The 17,229-nt window shown below is 51.1% G+C and carries 12 protein-coding genes and 2 tRNA genes; 4 read left to right on the top strand and 10 right to left on the bottom strand.

Annotated elements, in window-relative coordinates:
• Positions 1 to 41: 41 nt before the first annotated feature.
• The gene (alsS, locus tag IEV89_RS11695; RefSeq protein WP_188473686.1) at positions 42 to 1,718 is read right to left on the bottom strand and encodes an acetolactate synthase AlsS; all 1,677 of its coding nucleotides are present in this window, start codon (positions 1,716 to 1,718) and stop codon (positions 42 to 44) included.
• 31 nt (positions 1,719 to 1,749) lie between these two features.
• Entirely contained in the window at positions 1,750 to 2,553 is an 804-nt protein-coding gene (gene budA / locus IEV89_RS11690) for an acetolactate decarboxylase (protein ID WP_188473685.1), read from the bottom strand.
• Between the two features lie 104 nt (positions 2,554 to 2,657).
• Here budA and IEV89_RS11685 point away from each other — a divergent pair, with 104 nt between their 5' ends.
• Positions 2,658 to 3,530 (top strand): LysR family transcriptional regulator, encoded by an 873-nt coding sequence (locus IEV89_RS11685; RefSeq protein WP_188473684.1) that lies wholly within the window; start codon positions 2,658 to 2,660, stop codon positions 3,528 to 3,530.
• A 288-nt stretch (positions 3,531 to 3,818) separates the two neighbouring features.
• Here the strand turns inward: IEV89_RS11685 and IEV89_RS11680 are convergent, their stop codons facing one another.
• Complete coding sequence (locus IEV89_RS11680; protein WP_188473683.1) at positions 3,819 to 4,103, bottom strand: DUF1435 domain-containing protein; 285 nt, start codon at positions 4,101 to 4,103, stop codon at positions 3,819 to 3,821.
• A gap of 289 nt (positions 4,104 to 4,392) precedes the next feature.
• On the opposite strand from IEV89_RS11680, the gene IEV89_RS11675 reads away from it, so the two are divergent.
• Positions 4,393 to 5,484, top strand: coding sequence for a diguanylate cyclase (locus tag IEV89_RS11675; RefSeq protein ID WP_188473731.1), 1,092 nt, complete (start codon positions 4,393 to 4,395; stop codon positions 5,482 to 5,484).
• A gap of 237 nt (positions 5,485 to 5,721) precedes the next feature.
• On the opposite strand, the gene IEV89_RS11670 is transcribed toward IEV89_RS11675, so the two are convergent.
• Positions 5,722 to 7,896 carry a YgiQ family radical SAM protein gene (locus IEV89_RS11670; protein ID WP_188473682.1) on the bottom strand — a complete coding sequence of 725 codons (2,175 nt, stop codon included), beginning with the start codon at positions 7,894 to 7,896 and terminating at the stop codon, positions 5,722 to 5,724.
• Between the two features lie 349 nt (positions 7,897 to 8,245).
• Here IEV89_RS11670 and IEV89_RS11665 point away from each other — a divergent pair, with 349 nt between their 5' ends.
• Both IEV89_RS11665 and IEV89_RS11660 read left to right on the top strand, forming a co-directional pair.
• On the top strand, positions 8,246 to 8,881 hold the full coding sequence (locus tag IEV89_RS11665; RefSeq protein WP_188473681.1) for a carbonic anhydrase: 636 nt from the start codon (positions 8,246 to 8,248) through the stop codon (positions 8,879 to 8,881).
• Positions 8,874 to 10,355, top strand: a complete 1,482-nt coding sequence (locus IEV89_RS11660) for a SulP family inorganic anion transporter (RefSeq protein ID WP_188473680.1) — start codon at positions 8,874 to 8,876, stop codon at positions 10,353 to 10,355. The genes IEV89_RS11665 and IEV89_RS11660 overlap by 8 nt, the downstream gene beginning before the upstream one ends.
• Before the next feature lie 72 nt (positions 10,356 to 10,427).
• Here the strand turns inward: IEV89_RS11660 and IEV89_RS11655 are convergent, their stop codons facing one another.
• The 6 genes from IEV89_RS11655 to rsmC form a co-directional block, all read right to left on the bottom strand.
• Positions 10,428 to 12,080: a dihydroxyacetone kinase subunit DhaK gene (locus IEV89_RS11655; protein WP_188473679.1), complete on the bottom strand. Its 1,653-nt coding sequence runs from the start codon at positions 12,078 to 12,080 to the stop codon at positions 10,428 to 10,430.
• Positions 12,081 to 12,164: 84 nt separating this feature from the next.
• Positions 12,165 to 13,532, bottom strand: coding sequence for an L-serine ammonia-lyase (locus IEV89_RS11650; protein WP_188473678.1), 1,368 nt, complete (start codon positions 13,530 to 13,532; stop codon positions 12,165 to 12,167).
• A gap of 136 nt (positions 13,533 to 13,668) precedes the next feature.
• Entirely contained in the window at positions 13,669 to 14,952 is a 1,284-nt protein-coding gene (locus tag IEV89_RS11645) for an HAAAP family serine/threonine permease (RefSeq protein WP_188473677.1), read from the bottom strand.
• 726 nt (positions 14,953 to 15,678) lie between these two features.
• A tRNA-Leu gene (locus IEV89_RS11640) sits at positions 15,679 to 15,764 on the bottom strand.
• 54 nt (positions 15,765 to 15,818) lie between these two features.
• Positions 15,819 to 15,904 (bottom strand) — tRNA-Leu (locus tag IEV89_RS11635).
• Positions 15,905 to 16,124: 220 nt separating this feature from the next.
• On the bottom strand, positions 16,125 to 17,183 hold the full coding sequence (gene rsmC, locus IEV89_RS11630) for a 16S rRNA (guanine(1207)-N(2))-methyltransferase RsmC (protein ID WP_188473676.1): 1,059 nt from the start codon (positions 17,181 to 17,183) through the stop codon (positions 16,125 to 16,127).
• Positions 17,184 to 17,229: the final 46 nt, after the last annotated feature.

The following is a 17,229-nucleotide window of genomic DNA, read 5'->3' as shown; positions in this document are numbered from 1 at the left end:
ATTCACCATCCTCGCGCCCTTCAATGATTTATGTTACTCCCCTAAAACATCTCCCCCATATTCAACTGTCCCATTAATAACGCGTTATCGCTGTAATCCACCGGGACGGCGACCACGGAGGGACCTTGTACGTCCATAGCGGCGCGTAGGGTACTTTCCAGTGTGTCGGACGAGGTGACGGCGAAACCTTTGGCACCGAAGGATTCGGCGTAGGCTTTAAAGTCTATCGGGCCGAATTTTACGCCGGAGGTGCGCTGATATTTCTTCTGTTCCTGAATCGCTACCATGTTGTAGCCGTCATCCACCCAGATGATGTGCAGCAAGTTGACGCCAAGACGTACCGCGGTTTCCAGTTCCATGCTCGACTGCATGAAGCCGCCGTCGCCGGAGACAGACACCACTTTGCGGCCGGGTTCGACCAGTGCTGCACCAATCGCCCACGGCAGCGCGACGCCCATCGTCTGCTGGCCGTTGGAGATCAGCACCTGACGCGCACGGAAGCTGTAAAGATAGCGGGCGATCCATATATGGAAACTCCCCATGTCCACGCACAGCGTCACGTCACTGTTAACAATGTCCTGCATGGCGCGCACCAGGCGCAGTGGGTGAATGGCAAACTGGTTCAGGCTACGACCTTTTTGGGCCAGCAGTTCGCGCTGTTGGCGGCGATCGTCAAGGATCGCCAGCGTCGCCGAGCTGAGGTCAAAATGTTGATGCACCTGCTCGGTCAGCAGGTCCAGCGTATCGGCGATGTCACCGACCAGTTCGATATCAGGGGAGTAATCACTGTCGGTCTCAGCAGGCACCACGTCGATGTGTACCAGCTCGGCCTGGTCGTTACTCCACTGTGCCGGTTCGTACTCAACCGGACTGTAACCGATAGTGATCACTAAATCGGCATTGCGCAGCAGGCGGTCACCGGCCTGATTATTGAATAAACCGACGCGACCCGCGAAGCGGTGGAAGTGTGCCTGATCGATAACGCCTGCCGCCTGATAGGTGCTGGTCACGGGCAGATCGCTTTTACTGAGTAACCGACGGATGGCCGCAGCGTTGCGTGGCTGGCTGGCCATCAGGCCAAGCAGCAACACCGGATTTTTGGCTTTCTGCAGACAAGTGGCAACCTGATGGATGGCATCCTGTGGCGCACTGCCGAGTGTTGGTGGCTGCGAACTGAGCAAGCGGCCCTGTGCTGGCTCGTTGATAATGTCCATCGGCAGGCTAATGAATGACGCGCCGGGGCGACCAAACTCAGCGGCACGAAAGCCGTTGGCCAGCACTTCGGAGAGCGCAGAAGAGGAGGTGACTTCGGCGGCAAACTTGGTTACCGGGCGGAACATTGCCACCGTGTCCATGGTCTGGTGGACCTGCTTAACATGATCAGCACGTTTCACCGCACCGCCGATGGCGACCAGTGGGTCACCTTCTGAGGTGGCGGTAGCGACGCCGGTGATAAGGTTTGAGCAACCAGGTCCGGAAGTCACCAGCGCCACGCCAGCTTTGCCGGTCAAACGGCCAACTGCACCGGCCATAAATGCAGCATTGGCTTCGTGGCGTACCGGAATGGTCATGATCGACGAGTCGACCAGTGAATCGAATACCCGGTCAATCTTTGCACCGGGGATGCCAAAGACATGCTTCACGCCCTGTTGTTCAAGCTGCGCAACGACCAGATCCGCCCCGCAGTTCCACGTGTTTTTGTTGTCTGAATGGTTCATGAATCACACTCCTTCTTTAGCTCGGTGGCGGTTAACTTTCAACAGAACGGATGGCGTCATCCAGATTGCCAGGGTTGAGATCGGCCTGCTTAAAGTCGCGGTCGGTCGGGAAATCAATCAGTAACTTGTCAACGGTGCCGAAGGTCAGCACGCCACTTTCCAACTGGTAATCCAGCACATGGCCGCCGCTGCTGCGCTCGCGGTTGATAAAGTGCTCGTGATAGCCGGCAACGTTGATGCCTTGCATGTATTCAGGGGTCAGAAAACCAATCAATACCCCTTCGCTATGTTCAATGTGGAAGGTCGGTTGCGCCTCGATGGCCTCCAGCATGGGTTTGTACGGGCGGTGCTGTTCCGGCACGGTGCGTGTCTCCACGCGGCTGAATACACCGTCGATGCGCAGGGCGCAGAAGGTGTTATTGCTGGCGAGCACACCGTCGATGATTTTATGGATATCATCGCGACTGTGCGGTTTATCGAGAGGGTATTCATTAGTCGGATTGAAGAATGTCATCACTGCAAACGGTGTTTTTTGCTCGGGTCTGGCACGGCGGGCGGTACCATCGCCGCGCAGCTGGAATATGTTGCTATTAAAGGCAATCAGCTCACCGTCGAGATGGTTGAACGTCCCGAGGCCAAAATCGCCGTGTTCGAGCAGGTCGGCCATGGTGGTCTTGCCTTCGTAAACCCCGCTCAGCAGGGCGCTCATCATTGACGATTGATAAATGACGCGCTCAGGATGATCGTGCTGAAGCTGCATGGCGCTGCGGGTGATATCCGCCACGCAAGAGCAGTTGCTGTGGGCGTCATGGCGGTGAAGGTTATGGGAAGTCATGTTGTCGCTCCGTCAGAAAATGGTTAGCATTGTTAACTAAAGGTTGACTCCATTCAGCAAGGAGTTCCAATATGGCAAGGTGTTCACTTTGAGACGTTTTTGATATGGAACTTCGTCATCTGCGTTATTTTGTGGCAGTGGTCGATGCCGGGAATTTCACCCGCGCCGCCGAACAACTGGGGATATCGCAACCTCCGCTAAGCCAGCAAATACAGCGTCTGGAGCATGAAATCGGCGCGCCTTTACTGCGCCGCCTCACGCGGGGTGTTGAACTGACCGATGCGGGAAAAACGCTGTATGACGATGCCGTCAATATCCTGAAGCTGACCGATTCCGCACTGGAACGTGCGCGCAGCGTGGCGCGTGGCGTCAGCGGAACGTTGCGGATCGGCTTTGCCAGTTCGACCGCTTTTAATCCGCAAGTGTTTTCGCTGTTGCACCGCTTTCGCGAAAGTTATCCGGGCATGGAGTTATTGCCGCAGGAGAGGGAGATGTCGGGGTTGATGACCGCGCTGGCAGACGGCGCTATCGACGTGGCATTCATCCGCCTGCCCTGTGAGCGCAGTAAAGATTTTGCCTGCCGGGTTATTGATTTTGAGCCGATGGTGGTGGCACTGCCGAGTGCGCACCCGTTAGCACAGAAGGAGGATGTCGCGCTGGTGGCGTTGAAAGATGAATCGCTGATCACCTTTCCAAGGGACGTCGCTCCAAGCCTGTATGACTCGGTGATCGCCGCCTGTAATGAGGCCGGTTTTACGCCTAAGCTCGGGCAACAATCGCCGCAGGTCACTTCGGCCATCAGCATGGTCGCCACCGGTTTTGGTTACGCGGTCGTCCCTGCGTCACTGGGGAAAATCGATGATAAGAATGTCACCTGCCTGCCGCTCACCGGTCCGCCGCTCATCACCCAGGTCGCACTGGCGTGGCGGCGTAATGATAATGGTAAAGCGGCTATGCATCTGCTGAAGCTATTGTAGATTTGATCATGCCCGTACTGAATGTTAAAGATATGCCAGGGAATGTCACTCACTCTGTATTAGTGATGACGTTATGTTTTTAACAGGCACAGGGAAGAGATGAGGTGCTGACGTTATGATGATTATTTATAGGCAAAGGAAGAGTGATAGATATTCGTTTATTTTGTCTGGAAATGAACATGATAAATAATTTTGTGTAACTGCTGCTATATATTTATTTCAGGTGAATAATCAAGTCATTCTCTAAACGCAATAATAAAAAGTGACATAAGTAAATTTTTTCGGTTGTTATAGCAGGTTGACGTTAAGCCATAACGCTACCAACCCTCCTGCTACTGCGACGAATGACGGCAGCAGCATGTAGTGACGCAACGTTTTATGTAACAGCATGACCAGCGTGGCCAGCATGGCAACCACCACCAGCATACGCAGTTGTTCCAGAGATAAATCCGCCAATGCCAAAAAAGGTAACAGCCCGCAAGGGAGTAATACCCCCCATCCGCTGGTCAGACTCTTGCCAAAAAACCAGCTCACGCCCCACATTCCACACACTGTTACCATTGCTGCGATCATGATTTAGGCCATTAATGATAATGAGAACTAATAACATATAGGAATTTTTCTCATCATGCACCTTTTTACCTGTCAACCATCCCGCTGAGTGACACTCAATGCCAAAAGTGGTAATTTTAGCGCCAGATGTTTTTATTTTCATTCAATTGAAATAATAACGCAGGGTTACTTCTTGCGTTTTCGCATCTTGCCACTTATTTTTCTTCTCGGAATAAGCAGCGTACGACTGAAGATAGGTGCATCATCCTTATCTATTCAGAAGACCACCGGTTACCAGAGTGAATTTTTAATGATATTTCATTCCTATGATGAGTTGCTTAAAAGTAAACACCATCTTTCGATGTTGTTATTCTTTTTTTTAAATAGTGCTTCAGCACTCTTCGCCATATTGAATCCGACATTAAAAACATTAAAAATCACCTTACCTCTGGCCATGATCTTTGCTTTCTGCATCTTGGGATTTATCTTTACTTATTTTAACAAGAAAAATAGCTCGCCCTATTTAAATTTCTGTTCAATCACTGTCGGTATCTTATGGGCATGGCATATTTCTCTGCGCTTTGAGCAAATGGGGCAGGTGGATAATAACTTCCTGCTGGTCAGTTTACTCAGCGTGTTTTTTATCAGTGCTATTGCCTTAACGGATAATTTTCTGGGTTTTTGCCTTCATGCAGCACCATCCTCTATTGCTGTCATTTTATTAGATGATTTCAACCACACCGGTAAAATAGTATTCACGATTGCCCTGCCACTGATTGGCCTCTCTTTGCACCATTTTATGCTCAGGCGCAGCGATGCTTTCACGCGCCGGCTGGTGGCCAATTTATATACTGAAAGAGAGAAGTTTAGCGATCTAAGCATGCTTGACCCACTCACCGGGCTGTACAATCGGCGCGGGTTACAGAACAAGCTGGGGACATTGTTAAGCCAACAGGAGGCCAGTCATTATGTTATGTTGCTGGATATTGACCACTTCAAGGCCTATAACGACAATTATGGTCACAGCATGGGGGATCTGGCACTGGTTCAGGTCTCTGCGGCCATACGCGACGCTGTCCGCTCGCGGGATGTCGTGGTGCGCTATGGTGGCGAAGAGTTTCTGGTGCTGATATCTGACGTCAATCAGGAGTGCGCTATCCGCATGGCTGGGCGTATTCAACGTCAGGTTCTCGATCTGAACATCCCCCATCATTTTAATGCTGAGGTGTCGACGAAGGTGACGGTTAGCGCAGGGTTATCTGTCTTAGTGAAAGGAGACTTCGAAACAGCGCTAAGTGCTGCCGACCAATCCCTTTATTTGGCAAAAAATAGCGGGCGCAATAAAATTTCCTACGCATGGGATCAATCTCCGGTGAGAAAGGCCGAAAAAGTGGCACAGTGAATGGCTACCTCATTGTTATCTTTACCTATAAGTCAGGCCGTGTTGATAAATTAAGTCGTATCATGCTTGACCCTGACATGCGTTAAAGAACGGTACTGCATAACCCTACCAAATATCCCTACCCATTCGATCTTATGTCCCTACGTGAATATCCTGAATTCTCTACAGCCCTTTACCCCTAATGCCATGAGTCGTCGATGCCAGCCAATACTGATAACAGCCCGGTCAGTGATTCACTTATACCGGTTTTTTACCCCGACTGACCGGCTTTCTTTTCGCTGCGGGTTGAATGACACCGGGAGCGCCGGTAAAGCGGGTAGCCGCAGGGCTGCTGGTAAATTTCGATCTGTGGGAGGTATGACCTTTAGCCCGATCTTCGGTGTTTTCAGCCGGGATCAGGCAATCAGCACGGCTGCCAACCAGATGCTTGAGACCCAATGCGTTCAGCCCTGCACGGATCACCGGCCAGTTGAGAGGATCATGATAGCGCAGTAGTGCTTTATGCAGGCGGCGCTGACGATCCCCTTTTGGCACCACCACATCTTCACTTTTATAATCAACCTTATTCAGTGGATTTTTGCCGCTGTGATACATCGTGGTAGCGCTGGCGAGCGGAGACGGGTAGAAGTTCTGCACCTGATCTAACCGGAAACTGTTCTTTTTCAGCCACAGTGCCAGATTGACCATATCTTCATCACGGGTGCCTGGATGTGCTGAAATAAAGTAGGGGATAAGATACTGCTTTTTGCCCGCCAGTTTGGAATAGTGATCAAACAGTTTTTTGAAACGATCATAGCTGCCCATGCCCGGTTTCATCATTTTTGATAGCGGTCCGGCCTCGGTATGTTCCGGCGCGATCTTCAGATAACCCCCCACATGATGCTCAGCCAGCTCCTTGATATACAAAGGATCCTGTACCGCAAGGTCGTAACGCACACCGGAGGCGATCAGGATTTTTTTGATACCGGGTAGTGCTCGTGTACGGCGATACAGTTTGATGGTGGGTTCATGATTGGTGTCCATGTGGTGACAGATATCGGGGTAGACACATGAGGCCCGGCGACAGGTTTGTTCGGCACGGGGTGACTGGCAGCGCAACATGTACATATTCGCGGTTGGACCACCGAGATCGGAGATGACGCCGGTAAAGCCCGGAACCCGGTCACGGATCTCTTCAATCTCTTTGACAATCGACGCTTCCGAGCGACTCTGGATAATGCGCCCTTCGTGTTCGGTGATGGAACAGAACGAGCAGCCTCCGTAACACCCACGCATGATATTGACTGAGAAGCGGATCATGTCATAGGCCGGAATACGTGCCTGGCCGTAGGATGGGTGGGGCACGCGCTGGAAGGGCAGGGCAAAGACCCAATCCATTTCGTCGGTCGCCAGCGGGATGGCTGGCGGATTGATCCACACATAGCGATCACCATGTTTTTGCATCAGCGCACGTGCGCAGCCAGGGTTGGTTTCATGATGCAAAATGCGCGACGCATGGGCGTACATCACTTTGTCGTTTTTGACTTTCTCAAATGACGGCAGCAGCACATAGGTTTTCTCCCACGGCTTTGGTTTTGGTGCGCGAACGTTGATCGGTTGAGGGCCGTCGGGGTCAGGCAATACACCTTCGGAGCACGGCAGATCTTCACCGTACGGGTTCATGATAGGTTCAATGCGGCCAGGTTTGTCGAGGCGGGTAGAGTCAACCCCGCTCCAGCCGGTCAGCGCTATTTTGCGCATGATGGCCGTATTACGTACGTCAACGATGTCGGTGATCTTCTCTCCCACCGCCAGCCGATGCGCCACTTCGACTAACGGTCGTTCGCCATTACCATAGATCAACATGTCAGCCTTGGAATCTACCAGCACTGAACGGCGAACAGTGTCCGACCAGTAATCATAGTGCGCAATGCGCCGTAAGCTGGCTTCGATGCCCCCAAGCAGCACCGGTACATCACTAAATGCTTCTTTGCAGCGCTGCGTATAAGCCACAGTCGCGCGATCCGGGCGCATCCCGCCTTTATCATCCGGCGTGTAGGCATCATCATGGCGCAATTTTCGATCCGCCGTATAACGGTTGATCATTGAGTCCATATTGCCAGCCGTGACGCCAAAGAACAGATTCGGCTTGCCGAGCTGCATGAAGTCCTCTTTGCTGGTCCAGTCAGGTTGAGCAATGATCCCCACACGATAGCCTTGTGCTTCCAGCATCCTTCCCACAATCGCCATACCGAAACTCGGATGATCAACATAGGCGTCACCCGTTACCACGATCACATCGCAACTGTCCCAGCCAAGTCGAACCATCTCCTCGCGCGACATCGGCAGAAAAGGGGCCGTGCCAAAACATTCAGCCCAGTAGAGCGGGTAAGAAAACAGGTGACGATCGGGTTGGATCAGGCTGGTGGACATGAGGTCTCTTCATACAAAAAAACAATTTATAGATAAGTTTTTCTTATGTAAAAGCGCTTGATAGCCAAAGAATTTGAGGCGGGGGATTATACGGTGAGGCCGCGTGATATGTGGGCAAGAAGCACATTAACCTGCGCAATATCAACATTTTTTATACGCACTGCCATGATAGCGTGAGCAAAATCCCATCACTCTAAGATTTTCCTTATGCTGAATGGCCAACTAACATGTTAGAAAGTGTATAAATAAGCTTCAAACCGTAATTAAAGAACGCTTATGTTTATACGTTTATGGCCCTGGGCAGACGGGCTCAATCCCCGTTTGTCCCTCAGACCGAGAGAATCACACTGTGACAACATTGACACCTCTTCTGGCACGTAACCGCAGCTGGGCGCAGAAACAGCGTCAGAGCGATCCTGACTACTTCCAACTCACCGCCCAACCGCAGCAACCCCATACCTTGTGGATAGGCTGTTCTGACAGCCGCGTTCCGGCCGAAGTCCTGACCGGTGCATATCCCGGTGAACTCTTTGTGCATCGCAACATTGCCAATATGGTCATTGCCGAAGACGATAATCTGATCAGCGTGCTGCAATATGCGCTGGAGTATCTGAAGGTGTCGGCCATTATTTTGTGTGGTCACTATGGCTGTGGCGGGGTGCAGGCGGCGGTGCAATTACCTGAAATGCCCCTGGCAGCAGAAGACAGCGCCTTATCCCGCCGTATCCATCATTTACGCCACGCGCTGCAAGAACCCCTGGAGGATTTCCAGCGTGCGAAGGGGAATGACAGCGAGCGACTTAACCTGTTGGTTGAAGCCAACGTTCTGACTCAATTCGCCACGCTGATTGCCACTGCGCCGGTTCAGGCCACCTGGCGGGAAGGCAAGCCGCTGCACGTTTTCGGCTGCGTCTACGACCTGCACAGCGGTCATCTCAAACCTTTGGTGCAGCAAAGTGCTGACGGGAGTCCTGACCATGAGTAAACATCTTAGTTTTTCCACTCTGCGCTATGACATTCCCGCCGGCATTGTTGTGTTTCTGGTGGCCTTACCGCTGAGTCTTGGCATTGCTCAGGCGAGTGGAATGCCGCCTTTTGTTGGCTTACTCACCGGCGTTATCGGTGGTGTGCTGGTCACGCTGCTCAGCCCGTCGCGCTTTGCCGTTAGCGGTCCGGCAGCAGGTTTAGTCACCATTGTGGTCGGCGCGATGCATACCCTCGGTTCCTTTTCTACCCTATTGCTGGCACTCATGTTGGCGGGCGTGCTGCAAATTATCTTTGGTATTGTGAAGGCTGGCCGCTTCGTCTCGCTGGTCCCTGGCTCCGTCATTCAGGGCATGTTGGCGGCGATCGGCGTGTTGCTTATCCTGCAACAAATTCCGGTCGCGTTGGGTTATGAGGGGGATGGCGGCCTGAAAGCGTTAATCGCTGATCCGTCTGTCAGCATTTCGCCAGCCTCGCTATGGATCGCGATGGTGGCATTACTGATTTTGTGGGTGTGGACGACGGCACCCTTCAAACGCATCAAATTGATGACCTACATTCCTGGTCCGCTGATTGCCGTGCTGTGGGGAAGTCTGGCGGTGATCTTGGGTGACCGCATTCTGCCGGACGCCATGCAGTCGCTGCCGCGAATTGCTTTGCCTAAATTCGACAGTTTCGATGAAGTCACCGCGCAGTTGGAGAAACCTAATTGGAGTGCATGGAATAACCCGCAGGTTTATATCATCGCGGCCACGCTGGCCCTGGTTGCCAGCCTGGAAACATTGCTCAGCCAGGAAGCGCTGAAAAAGCTGAAAGAGCAGACGCCAGCACCGTCGCCAAACAAGGAGATGCGTGCACAAGGCATCGGTAATCTGGTGAGCGGCTTTCTGGGCGGCCTGCCGATCACCGCCGTGATTGTACGCAGTTCGGTTAACGTCAATACTGGCGCACGTAGCAAGATATCCATACTGCTGCATGGGGTTCTTCTCCTGCTGTGCGGCATGTTTTTCAGTGATCTGTTGAATACCATTCCACTGGCCTGTCTGGCGGCCGTTTTGCTGTATACCGGGTATAAATTGGCTTCACCCGAGTTGTTCATTGCGCAGTGGCGTCTTGGCCTGCCGCAATTTTTACCGTTTCTGGCCACGCTGGCGGGGATTTTAGTGTTCGGGATGCTGGCGGGTATAGGTATCGGTTTACTGGCCCAGCTGTTGTCAAGCACCTACAAAAGTCACCGCAATGCGTTACAGCTAACACGTTACGATAATCACTACGTGGTACGTTTTCAACAGAACCTGACTTTCCTGCACAACCCGCGGTTGCAGAGTTTACTGGCCGAAATACCGGACAACAGTGTGGTACGTGTCGAGCAAGACAACGCCGACTACATTGATCCTGACGTTAAAGCCGTACTGTCTGAATTTGGCGCAAAAGCTTCCGGGCGAGGTATTACTCTGGATCGCTGGCCGGGTTAATACCTGCCGGCTCATTATAAAAAACGGCCTGCCGGGCAACCGGGCAGGCCGTGAGACTTTTCGCTGGTGGCGTTACTTAGCCAGTGCTTCGAAGACTTTTTCTACTGCCACCGCGCCTGGGTCTTTCACCCCTTTTAGGCTGCTGCTGTTGAGGTAAGAAGAGCGGCCCGCATTGGCTTTTTTCATGCTGGCAGTCTCTTTCGCGCCTTTTGCCGCTGCTTTGGCGGCAGCGGTGAGATCATTCTTTTTACCGAGCGCTTCCAGTGCCGGTTGCAGCGCGTCAATCAAGGTACGATCACCCAGATTCGCACCGCCATAATGTTTCATGCGCTCAAGACCAAACAGCAGCGCATCGGCCACTTTTTTGCCTTCCTGTGCCTTTTGCCCTGCAGCGGTAAAGAAGATCGACATTAGCACGCCGCTGGAGCCGCCCATCACCGTTGCGAGCCTGTCACCCACCAATGTCAGTAATGCCGGCAGATCGTTGAGCGGCAATTTCTTGCCTTTGTTCTGCTGATGAATATCACGAGCACCTGACGCAAAGGTGGAACCGGTATCGCCATCGCCCACTTTGGCGTCCAGCTTATTCAGCTCGTCTTCAAGCCCTGATAGGGTTTGGGTGATGGTCTCGACAATGTTGCCGACTGCGGCATTGGCCGATGCCTTCACTTTCACTTTCTGGCCGATTTTTTTCGCTTTCTGTGTGGGGAGTTTTTCCAGTTTGACCAGCGGCTGCCAGCCGGAGGCTTGCACATCTGCCAGCAAGGCTTTCTCGATATCATCATTCAGGACAATGGCCGACAGTGAAAAACCTTTCATATCCAACGCACTGACCATCGCCGCAGGACCGATCAGATAACGAATGGATTTACCTAGCGCAGAGTGCACTAACTCTTTGGTCAGTTGGTTCATCTCCAGTGGAGAAACACCGCCAAGATTGTTGATAAGCAACGCCAGTTTGTCGCTCTTTTTCAGCGGTTCCTGGAGTTTCCCCACCAGCGTAGCGATGACTTTTTCACTGTTTTGGGTTTTGAGAATAGACACACCAGGCTCACCGTGAATGCCTAAACCGAGTTCAACCTGCCCGGCAGAAATACGGTTCTCTTCATCTTCTTCACTGTTGTCGCCCGGCAGACTGCAACCGGCCATCGCCACGCCGATACTTGAAATAGCATCAATGGCTTTTTGCGCTGCATCCGTTACGGCTTTGAGCGATTTACCGCGTTCGGCCGCGTAACCGGCAATTTTATGTACCAGCACCGTGCCGGCAATACCGCGCGGCTGCTTGTTGTCGGGCAAGGCAATATCATCAGACACCATCACCAGATCGACTTTATAACCGAGGTTTTTGGCTTTTTCCGCCGCCAGGCCGAAGTTAAGACGGTCGCCGGTATAATTTTTAACGATCAGCAAACAACCGGATTCACCGGTTACCGCCACGATGGCATTGAGTACGGCATCCACGCTTGGCGAGGCAAACACGTCACCACACACAGCGGCAGTCAACATGCCTTTGCCGACGAAACCGACGTGCGCAGGTTCATGCCCTGAACCCCCGCCGGAAATCAGCGCGACTTTTTTCTTATCCCAGTCGCTGCGCACCACCACGCGGATGGCCGGATCGATATCCAGTTTGGCGAGATTTTTGTAGGGTGAGGCCAAGATTGCGCCTTCAATCACGTCGTTAATAAGATTCTTACGGTCATTCATGAAAAATTTAGACATGCCGATTCGTCCCTTTAACTGTTTTTAGGTGTTGTGAAATTCTACATAACATCAAATTCAACATAGCACAGAGACGACGGGTATTCAGTTGCAGGCTAAGACCTTAATCGCTAACCCACCGCGTGACGTTTCACGGTACTTAGCATTCATATCCTTGCCGGTTTCGTACATGGTCTCGATCACTTTATCCAGGCAGACGCGCGGTTCGCTGGTGCGGCGCAGTGCCATGCGCGAGGCATTCACGGCTTTCACCGCAGAGATCGCATTGCGCTCAATGCAGGGAACTTGCACCTGTCCGGCCAGCGGATCACAGGTCAAACCGAGGTGGTGTTCCATGGCAATTTCTGCCGCCATAAATACCTGCGCGGTACTGCCACCCAGTAGTTCAGTTAGACCGGCAGCGGCCATCGAACAGGCTACACCGACTTCTCCCTGACAACCGACTTCTGCACCGGAGATCGATGCGTTCATTTTAAACAAGACGCCCACGGCGCCTGCGGCCAGGAAAAAGCGGCTGTAAGAGTCTGGGCTGACCGGACGAATAAACTGGTCATAGTAAGTCAGTACCGCAGGAATAATACCGCAGGCGCCATTGGTGGGTGCCGTGACGACTCGCCCACCCGCCGCATTTTCTTCATTGACCGCCATGGCATACATGTTGATCCAGTCAACCACACCCATAGGGTCTACATTGTTCTTGTCTTGAGTGACCAGAATTCGGCGCAGCGCGGCGGCGCGGCGGTTGATCTTCATCGGTCCCGGCAGTAAGCCTTCGGTATGAATACCTCGGGTAATGCCTTCGCTCATCACACTCCAGATCGCTGCAAAATGCTCGGCAATTTCCGTGCGTGAATGCCCGGCGAGCTCGTTTTGCAGCATTATGCCCGACAGTGAAAGGCCGGAGTCGTTGCAGTGCTGCTGTAAATCTTTCGCCGAATGGAACGAGAACGGCATGGTGACGTTGCTTTCTTCCACGAGGCCAAAGCGGCTCGCTTCGACAATAAAACCGCCACCAATAGAGTAATAAGTCTGGCGGTGGAGCAGATCCTCACCATTAAATGCACTCACCGTCATGCCGTTTTCATGCAGCGGCAGATTGTCAGAATGGAACATCATCGAGAGTTCCAGAGGGAAATCGACCTCTTTGGCTCCGTTCGCCAGCATCAGTCTGCCACTGTTTTCTACTGCCCGGATAAAAGCAGGAATAGCATCGATATCAACGGAATCCGGTAAGTTCCCGGCCAGACCCATGATAATGGCCAGATCGGTATGGTGCCCTTTACCTGTTAATGATAAAGAACCGTAAATATCTACCACGACGCGGGTTGTATTATTAATAAGGCCGAGAGAGATAAGTTCATCGCTGAATATTTTCCCGGCTTTCATTGGGCCAACAGTATGAGAACTGGAAGGGCCAATACCTATTTTGAAAATATCGAAGATGCTGATCACGTTTGACTCCATGACTTTAATTGTCAATAAAGGGCTGGGCGAGAAGTCGCCGGATAAAATAAAGATAATAACTGAGGTGGGACGTTAAAATATAAGCAGGTTTTACCCTGCTTATGATTGTGTTTTTACGTAATACTTAGCTTATTAGCGTGTAAATAATTGCCGACATGGCAATAAGACCCATTATTACAACAAATACATTACTAATATGGCCACTGTATTTTCTCATGGATGGCACTTTTCGGATGGCATACATTGGCATCAGGAATAATAGCATCGCAATGATCGGTCCGCCGATATTTTCAATGATACCTAAAATGCTAGGATTTAACGTTGCCACTAACCAGGTAGTTAATAACATGAAAATAGCGGTGTAGCGATTCAGCGTCGGCAGTTCAATATTTTTCCCTTTGCTACGCAGTGACTTAATTACCATGCCGTTAAAACCTTCACGGGCACCAAGATAATGGCCAAGGAAAGATTTAGTGATGGCAATAAAAGCAATGAAGGGTGCAACATAGGCAATCATTGGATTAGAAAAATGATTCGCCAGATAAGAGAGAATCGTGATGTTCTGGGTTTTCGCTTCCATCAGGTTTTCTGGAGACAGGCTGAGCACGCAGCTGAATACGAAGAACATGACGGTTAACACCATCATGATGTGGCTATAAGCCAGGATGCGCGAACACTTTTTCTCCGCGTCTTCACCGTACTCTTTACGTTTGGCCACCGCGAATGAGGAGATAATGGGTGAGTGGTTGAAGGAAAACACCATCACCGGGATCACCAGCCACAGGGTCATCAGCAAGCCATTACCCACACCGTTACCGGAAACAGAGATGTTCTGGAACACCGACATATTCCAGTTTGGGATCAGATATAAGGCCAGCGCCATCAGCACGGTCACAAAGGGAAACACCAAAATGCTCATTGCTTTAACGATCATGTCCTGACCGAAATGCACGATGCTCATTAGGCCAAGAATTAACACCAGAGAGAGTAATGCACGCGGTGGCGCGGTCAAATGCATTTGGTGAGTAATAAAACTTTCAACCGTATTGGTGATGGCGACGCTATAGACCAGCAGAATAGGGTAAATGGCAAAGAAATAAAGAAGGGTAATCAGTTTTCCGGCGGAGATACCAAAATGCTCTTCTACGACTTGGGTAATATCTTCACCTGCATTTTTCCCGGATAATACAAAACGCGTCAGACCACGGTGTGCAAAGAACGTCATCGGGAAAGCCAGGACGGTCATAATAAGTAAAGGAATCAAACCGCCGATGCCGGCATTAATAGGCAGGAAAAGAACGCCTGCACCAATTGCCGTACCATACAGACCCAGCATCCACATGGTGTCTGTTTTACGCCAGCTCGATGTTGAGCCACGAACCTGCGTATCAATATGTGTGTTGTCCATAATTCCTCGGTATAGAAAAATAAACTGCTATTTTAAATCGGTTTTTATTACGTCGTTTCCAGTGAGGTTTTATGTCACTTACGCGTGCTTAAAAAACCATTCAAACAAATAAAACATATCATTAATGGCGGGATGATACCTACAGGCAGCATAAAAATCTGCCATTTCCCATTAAATTGAGATCAAAGTCACTATTGGTGATGATTTATCGATAATGCAGCTTGTGGTGGGTGTTTTATTAACATAATCGTCCACAAGGTGTACCTATTAATGATCATTCGGTAACAACTTATATTTGTAGTCATCGACACATGTTTGGGTGTTATTTGTACTTGTTGTTTGTAAAATAGTCGCGGCGGTTTTTATTTATACAGTTAGACTGTGTGAGTCGTTTTTTTAACCGGAATAATACCCGGTGTTGCTGCTTCTCTGAGTTTGAATACTCTGAGTTGTTAGAGGATATAGGCGATGGCATATCCTGCGTCAGTCAGCGGCTTAAGTAGGTCAAGATCGGATCAGGTTAACTGAAAAAGACGGGAAACTTTGCGGGGTTGAATTTTAAGCATAAAAAAGACGTCCGTAGACGTCGATTCACATACTCATGGTGGCAGAATGGGGCGCGATGCTTAACAGCCAAACAACACTGTCAGTTTGAACTCGCACGTCTACCCATTTCGTCATCATCGTACAGGTATATCTTTAACGATCTGATTTATATCACCGGAGTGGTGCGAAGGGAGGGACTCGAACCCTCACATCCAAAGGACACTAACACCTGAAGCTAGCGCGTCTACCAATTCCGCCACCATCGCATACCGTACCGTGCGATATAAATCGGGTCTTTCTCAATCTACTCTGAGTTGTATTGGTGCGAAGGGAGGGACTCGAACCCTCACATCCAAAGGACACTAACACCTGAAGCTAGCGCGTCTACCAATTCCGCCACCATCGCATTCTCAGCAAAGCATTCATTCGAATACACTCTGCGAGTCATACAACTACGGGCCGAATTCTAGTGATTTCCTCACCTGCGTCAATACTTATTTCCTGCATTACGGACGTTTGACGGAAAAAACAGCATATTCGCCATGAATAGAGCAATCCGTCTCAATGACGGGGTTGAATTGCTCTATGCATGGTCGCAGCGGGCGAACGCTACGGCGCGCATCTGATTAGCGTTTTTTCTTTTTACTGTCGCGCGGTGTACGGCCTAACGTCGCCTGATACACCTTGAAGCGGGCATTTTGTGCCAAGACTTCGTGACTGCCAAAAGTGTCGTCCAGCAGCGTGGCATAAGGCAGGAATGAGTTGGCAACAATACGCAGATGGCCACCCACATTCAGGTGCTTGGCTGCCCCGCGGATCAGTTGTTCTGCGGCGTGTAGGCTGGTCTGTAGCCCTTCGTGGAACGGAGGGTTGGAGATGATCATGTCGAATCGACCGGCGATGTCTGAATAGACGTTGCTGGCGATCACGTCGCCCTGTAGCGCATTCGCGGCCAGCGTGGCGCGGCTGGCTTCAATGGCCGCAGCGCTGACGTCACTCAGGGTAATTTTCATTTTTGGTGAGTAGGTGGCCAATACCGCGGCCAGCACGCCTGAACCACAGGCGATGTCCAGCACTTTGCCTTTTACTGGTTGGTCGAAGCTGTTAATCAGTAATAGGCTACCGCTGTCGAGGCCTTCGCGGCTGAATACGCCCGGCAGTGTTTTGATGGCCACTTCTTCAACCATGTAAGTATCCCACCACGCTTCGGCGTTAAACTCAGGTTGTTTTTCCAGACGGCCGTGATACAAACCACAGCGACGAGCACTGTCGATTTTGCTCACTGCGCAAATCTCTTCCAGCACAGTGTCAGCGCTGCGGACGCCACAGCGGTTTTCACCGACGACAAACACATCAATGCCGACCGGGAGTTGTGACAACAGGTTGAACAACTGGAATTTGGCTTCCTGCTTGCTCTTTGGCCAGTAGTAAATCAGCAGGTCGCTAGGTGCGATAAATTCAGCATCAGCCAGCAGGCTGAACTGCACGTTGTCCTGCAGTGCGGCGCCAAGCATTTGTGCATGATGGTATTGATTAGTGTGAACGCGGACCTCTTCGGCACCGGTTTCTGCAACAAAATTGGTGGGTAAATCATCTTGTAAGTCACCGGCAAACAGCACGCGGCGCCCTGTAAATTCGTCACTGTGGCGCAGTATTACTTCACTTGCCGGGGTTAATGCAGACATCAGGTTGTGGCTCCTCAGGAATATAGTCCGGCATTATAGAGGTTTA

Origin of the sequence: Hafnia psychrotolerans, assembly GCF_014639435.1 — a bacterium.
GTDB lineage: Bacteria > Pseudomonadota > Gammaproteobacteria > Enterobacterales > Enterobacteriaceae > Ewingella > Ewingella psychrotolerans.
Note: the sequence above shows the minus strand (reverse complement) of the source record. Positions and strands in the feature narration are given on the sequence as shown.

Coding starts and splice junctions, on each gene's coding strand:
- alsS (WP_188473686.1), bottom strand. CDS start 1,718: ATGAACCATTCAGACAACAAAAACACGTGGAACTGCGGGGCGGATCTG.
- budA (WP_188473685.1), bottom strand. CDS start 2,553: ATGACTTCCCATAACCTTCACCGCCATGACGCCCACAGCAACTGCTCT.
- IEV89_RS11685 (WP_188473684.1), top strand. CDS start 2,658: ATGGAACTTCGTCATCTGCGTTATTTTGTGGCAGTGGTCGATGCCGGG.
- IEV89_RS11680 (WP_188473683.1), bottom strand. CDS start 4,103: ATGATCGCAGCAATGGTAACAGTGTGTGGAATGTGGGGCGTGAGCTGG.
- IEV89_RS11675 (WP_188473731.1), top strand. CDS start 4,393: ATGATATTTCATTCCTATGATGAGTTGCTTAAAAGTAAACACCATCTT.
- IEV89_RS11670 (WP_188473682.1), bottom strand. CDS start 7,896: ATGTCCACCAGCCTGATCCAACCCGATCGTCACCTGTTTTCTTACCCG.
- IEV89_RS11660 (WP_188473680.1), top strand. CDS start 8,874: ATGAGTAAACATCTTAGTTTTTCCACTCTGCGCTATGACATTCCCGCC.
- IEV89_RS11655 (WP_188473679.1), bottom strand. CDS start 12,080: ATGTCTAAATTTTTCATGAATGACCGTAAGAATCTTATTAACGACGTG.
- IEV89_RS11645 (WP_188473677.1), bottom strand. CDS start 14,952: ATGGACAACACACATATTGATACGCAGGTTCGTGGCTCAACATCGAGC.
- rsmC (WP_188473676.1), bottom strand. CDS start 17,183: ATGTCTGCATTAACCCCGGCAAGTGAAGTAATACTGCGCCACAGTGAC.